Genomic DNA, 6,474 nt, shown 5'->3' on the forward strand with positions numbered 1-6,474 from the left:
TTTCCAAGTGGTTTGTAAGTAACAGTTTCTTCAAGGTTTTCTTGAGTAACTGCCTTAGAAGCAACACTTGCTTTATCCGCATAGTAACCTGTCAATCCTGGTGTTGGAACTGAAGCGTAGGCTGTCTTATCTGATGCCCATGGTGTCGCTGAAAGTTCTTTACCTGTAACTTTATCCAAGGTAAGGGTACGTGTCCATGTCGCGTTTTCAACATGATCTGCTGGGGCTGCTACCTTACCATCTGATACCACATACTTAACAGTAGATGTGACATCTTTCTTCCATTGATCTGTCGCTGGGTATTTAGGACTGTTTGGATCATTTGGATTGATTGGATCTGTTGGATTATGTGGATCGTTTGGTCCAACTGGAGTTTCACCGTGTTTCAAGGTTACTGTCCAGGTTTGATCTACTGATGCATCGGTATCGAAGTGAACTCCTGCTGGGAATTCATCGCTTACAAGAACATAGCCACGATCTTCATAGTACTTGATCTTGTCCGCAGTTGAGTAGTTGATTGCCTCACCTGATTTACCACCGACTTGATCATTGGCAAGGGTTTGACCAGTTGTTTGATCAACGTACTTGATCACTGCTTTTTGGTCTGCCTTAACATAAACAATCTTCGTATCTCGTGAAATACGATCTGGATCACTTTCATCATTTGGTTCAATCGTTTTATCAACTATATTGTAACCCCAAGCTTGAGGTTGTTCTTCCTTAATTTTATATCCAGCTGGAGCATCAGGAATTTTAGTTTCTGCTGCCTCTTTAGGATTTAACGGATTATTTTCATAAGTCTTAGATACTGAACCTGGAATAACATTTCCCGCTTCATCTACCTGAATAATCTTACCAAGTGGTTTATAAGTTACAACATCTTCAGCATTAGGATTGGTTGGAGTGACTGTTTTACTACCTGCTTCAGACTTGTCAGCGTAGTAACCAGAAACTACTGGAACACTTTCCCTACCGTAAGTATGACTGTTTTCAGTCCATGTTGTTGTACCATCAGCTTGATTCTTCTTACCTGTGAAAGTATAGTCATTTTGAATCTTATCTGAAGGTACCTGAGCTTTACCATCTGTACTTGTGTACTTAACAGTTTGTTTTGTTGGTTGCGTCACATCATTAGTTTTTGGTACATAGATAATCGGCGTATCTTCACCTGGTTTTTCAGGAGTGATTGGTTTTCCTGGTTCTACTGGTTGACCTGGTTTCGTTGGATCGTTTGGATCTGGCAAGTATGGTTTGTAGCCTGGTACATCTGGAACAACTGGTTTACCTGGTTTTGTTGGATCGTTTGGATCATTTGGATACTTCACTTCTGGTGTTGATGGGAAGTTTGGATCTTTTGGTGTCTCTGGTTTTGGAACCAATTTTCCAAGTGGGTTGTAAGTAACAGTTTCTTCAAGATTTTCTTGAGTGACTGTCTTAGAAGCAACACTTCCTTTATCAGCGTAGTAACCTGTCAATCCTGGTGTTGGAACTGCATCATAGTTAGCCTTATTAGATGCCCATGGTGCATCAGGGTTAAGAACTTTACCTGTAACTTTATCAAGATTTAAGGTACGTGTCCATTGTGCATTTTGAACCTTATCAGCTGGGGCAGTTGTCTTACCGTCTGATACCACATACTTAACAGTTGATGTTACATCTTTCTTCCATTGATCTTCCGCAGGGTATTTTGGACTCTTTGGATCATTTGGATTGATTGGATCTGTTGGTTTATGTGGGTTATTTGGTCCAACTGGAGTTACATCGTGTTTCAAGGTAACTACGAATTCTTGATCAACTGATTCATCCTTGTCATAGGTAGCTCCTGCTGGGAATCCATCACTTACAAGAACATAGCCACGATCTTGGTATTTCTGAATCTTAGCTGCAGTTGAGTAGGCAATAGCTTCACCTGATTTACCACCTACTTGATCACTTTCAAGTGTTGCACCAGTATTTTGGTCTACATACTTGATAGTAGCTTTTTGATCTGCCTTGCGGTAGATAATCGGCGTATCTTCACCTGGTTTATCCGGTGTTACAGGTGTTCCTGGTTCTACTGGTTGACCTGGTTTCGTTGGATCGTTTGGATCTGGCAAGTATGGTTTGTAGCCTGGTACATTAGGCACAACTGGTTGACCTGGTTTGGTTGGATCGTTTGGATCATTTGGATACGGCACTTCTGGTGTTGATGGGAAGTTTGGATCTTTTGGTATCTCTGGTTTTGGAACCAATTTTCCAAGTGGGTTGTAAGTAACAGTTTCTTCAAGATTTTCTTGAGTGACTGTCTTAGAAGCAACACTTGCTTTATCAGCGTAGTAACCTGTCAATCCTGGTGTTGGAACTGCATCATAGTTATCCTTATTCGCTGTCCATGGTTCATCAGAGTTAAGAACTTTACCTGTCACCTTATCAAGTTTTAAGGTACGTGTCCATTGTGCATTTTGAACCTTATCAGCTGGGGCAGTTGCATTACCGTCTGATACCACATAATGAACTGTTGATGTTACATCTTTCTTCCATTGATTTTCCGCAGGATATCTTGGACTGTTTGGATCATTTGGATTGATTGGCTCTGTTGGTTTATGTGGGTTATTTGGTCCAACTGGAGTTTCACCGTGTTCTAATCTAACTACGAATTCTTGATCAATGTTTTCATCATCATCAAATTTCTTTTGATCTGCAGTTGAGTTTGTGAAACCATCTTCTACAAGTTTGTAACCTTTATTAACAAAATCAGCAATCTTAGCTGCAGTTGAGTAGTTAATAGCTTCACCAGATGTACCTTCAACTTCATCTTTTGCTAATTCCTTATTATTAGCAGTTGTATCAATGTATTTGACAATAGCTTTTTGTTTTACTTTTTTATAGACAACAACTGTTTCATAGACACCCAAATCAGATTTGGCTACAATATTGCGCCAATAAGTTTCTGAAACGGTACGTCCACCCGCTTGAGATTCAATAAGCGTTTCTGGTGCATTGCTTGAATCATATGAAACAGAAACTGAATCAGCTTGAGCCCCAACTTCTAATCCTGGAACATTAGTTGACTTGATTTCTGCTTTATAGCCATCGACTTTTGGTGAAGCAATAGTTCCATAATTATAGGTACCTGAATTTGTTCCATCAACTTTCCAACCTGTATCAGCGATGTTATCTCCATCGATATCAGAAATGTGATACTTAGCCTTACTATAGGCGGCTAAGAACTCATCACCATTGCTGACACTTGAATTTTTTAAAATCTTTTTAAAGCCTTCTTGGTCAATAGAGACATCCAAAGTACGCTTCCATTCTGATGACTGGATAACATCTTTTTTAACTGGAGTTCCATCTTCGTAGACATATTTGATGACATTTTTATGAACACCAGTCGGGTTGATTTTTGATCCATTTGATACCCAAATATTTTGACGGTTATCACCTACCGGGTCAATACCATAAGTCCTATCTGTGGCAACAACTCCCCCAGTAGAAGAACCTGTTGGTACAGATGTGGCATTAGCAGGTTCTATGTGTGCTCTATTATTTTGGAAACCAGCAATAGACATAGATCCGCCCTGGATATTCATCCAAACAGAACTCTGTTTATTATGACTTTGTGCATCCCTACCATCCTTGTTCATGGAATAAACCGTATAGGTCCCAACACCTGCATTATTTGTTGGACCATTAAATTCGATTCGGTTCCCTGAAGCTTCTAATTTATTTGAGATATAAAGAATATTTCCGTGGCCAATATCCTGTGGATTGTTCCCTTGAGGAATAGTTATTGGTAGTTTCCCGGTAATTTCACCTGCTGATGTACCATCTGATTTTGTGTATCTCATAAAGGAAACATATAGCGGATTATTAAACTGGAAATAAGTGTTTGTACTAGCTCCCAATGCTACTGAGATCAACTCAGCATAGTAGTTAGTATTATCATCTCGAATATCTACAATAGAACCCTTATTCGCTTGAAAAACTGGTTCACTCTTGCGACCATTCCTAGAATCAAGGGAAATCACATCATCCCAGGCATTATCTCCACGATTGTCCATTTGCACACGGAAAGTAGCAAAGTCATCTACAAGAATCTTACCGTTCTCATTTAGACCGATATAGTTATATCCGTCATAACTTCCAGACGGACCACCGCCGCTCTTAGGCCCTTTGCCTACAGAATGGAAGGTATTGTTTGAATGTTTTCCAAAGACTACTCTTGAATCATTTCCGAAATCAAGGGCAACACCACGACCTTTATTTTCAAAGCGAACTTTGGCATTTTGACCTGTGACAAGTTCTGAGTGATTTCCCATCATAATCCCATCACGGCCATGAAATTCAAAAGTTCCACCATCGCCAATAAGAACTCGACTCGGTCCATTTTTTCTACCGTGGTTACCTGCAACATATCCACCGTAACGATCCTTATCAGTGATACCATCAGCTGGACGATTTACACCAATTGAAATCCCTTGTCCGATACTAGTATTCAAGACTAACTTAGAATCCTTACCAGTTTCCACGGTCCCACTATCAGCCATGAAAATACCAGCATTATGGTAGCGAGCATTTTCAGATCGATTGTCAGTGTTCATGTTAATAGTAAGGCTACCTTTATCTTTTACACTGACCTTAGCTCCACTTTCAAGAGTAATAGCATCCCCTTGAGAAGAACGGTTAAGCGTTAAGCTAGCTCCCTCAGAAACTGTTACAGATTTGGCATCGTGGATATTTGACTCACGACGTTGGTCTGAATGGCCAGCAGCGCCAACATTCCGTTGTACGTGTTGAGTTTGACCATTTGCAGCTGGATAACTGTCACTAACTGTTGAAGTTGTAGTTCCTTTGATAACAACATGGGTGTTACCACCACCACCATAAAGTGATGAACCAACACTAGTTACATTTTCAAAGGTAACAGTATTTGAACCGCTAGTTCTTGATAAATCAATTGGACCTTTAGAATTAGCAGTCGCTATTTTAAGGTTTTTAAGATTTAGTTCCCAGCTAGCTCCTGTCAACTCCAAAGTGTGTGACAAAAGTTCAAGACGAGCATTGCCATCCTTACCTTGGATCGTAACTGGGCGAGATTGTGCATGAATAGTAGTCTTACGGTCAACAGATCCTGAACGTCCATTGTCGGTATTACCATTATCACCTTGAGCTACGACATCACCATTTACAGTGATTTCTCTGACATTTCCATCCTCTAAGGCTGAAACAAACTCACTCCAATTTGATACTTCACGTTTATTTTCTGAAGTAGCTCGACGTGTACGTGTTGAACGGCGTGCTTCAGCTGGAGCTTTATCAGTAGACTTATCATCTTTTTCAGCAACTTCAGCTTTACCTTCAGTTGTTTTTGCCGTATCTTCACTTGATTCTTTAGCTGATACTTCTGATTTCTCAGATTTTGGACTTTCTGTTGCAACTTTTTCAGAATCTGAAGAAACTTCAGTTGTTTCTGGTGTTACAACAGGTTTATCAGCTACTGTTGGTTTTGAATCGGCAGTAGCTGGTGATAGAGCAGACTTATCTGCTACTGTAGGTTTTGATTCAGAAGTTCTTGGTACTGAAGATTCCGATGTACTTGTTGAACTTTCTGGACTAACAGATACTACGGAGGTGAGCAATGTTTCTGAAACATTTACCTCATCAGCACTAGCAACTTGTCCACTTAAAAAGAATGCTGTCCCCAAAAGAACTGACGCTAAACCAAAACTATACTTACGTAAAGAAAAGCGCTGGCGCTCATTAAAATGAAACATCATGTTTATCTCCTTTAATTTTTTTACACAAATTTAGTATATCACTATATTTATAAAAATCAAGTGTTAGCGGTTACTTTTTTATAAAAAACGCACTATATGTATTGAGTTCAATATTTTTTTACATCTTTTATCAGAAACTTAGTAATTCTTTAACAAATAGAACTAAAGAAACAAACATGCATCTAGTGATGTATTTCAGCTCTGCTATGAGAGATTTATCCATTTTTATATTCATACAACTTATTTAACAGTATTAAAAATTTTTAGTAAATATTTTTTCCGAAATTTATAGTTTTATCTTTTAGTTTTTCAACAAATCCTTCTATCTCTGGATATAAAAATGGAGAGAACAACGACTGTCCTCTCCATATGTTATAGTAGATTGAAATAAGGTATGAACAAATCGATTAGGAAAGTCAAACTAATTTCTAGAAATATTTTTAGCAGTCTTATACTCAATGAAAATCAGAGAGCAAACTAGGAAGCGAGCCGCAGGTTGCTCAAAACACCGTTTTGAGGTTGTGGATAGAACTGACGAAGTCAGTAACAAATATACGGCAAGGCGAAGTTTACGTGGTTTGAAGAGATTTTCGAAGAGTATTAGCATTTCAAAGATCTGTAAGACTGACATTTCACCATTCTCCTAATCATTATCCATCAAAAAAACCGTAAGAATTTCTTCTTACGGTTTTTCTAGCAAATTCATAGAATTGAG

1 protein-coding gene is annotated in these 6,474 nt (G+C 38.9%); it reads right to left on the minus strand.

Annotation, left to right across the window (positions count from 1 at the left end; genetic code table 11):
• The coding region (locus tag M1R56_RS09870; protein WP_248036030.1) for a pectate lyase-like adhesive domain-containing protein at positions 1–5,759 on the minus strand (5,759 nt) is incomplete at its 3' end.
• Between the last annotated feature and the right edge of the window lie 715 nt (positions 5,760–6,474).

This window comes from Streptococcus sp. oral taxon 431, assembly GCF_023115445.1.
Taxonomy (GTDB): domain Bacteria; phylum Bacillota; class Bacilli; order Lactobacillales; family Streptococcaceae; genus Streptococcus.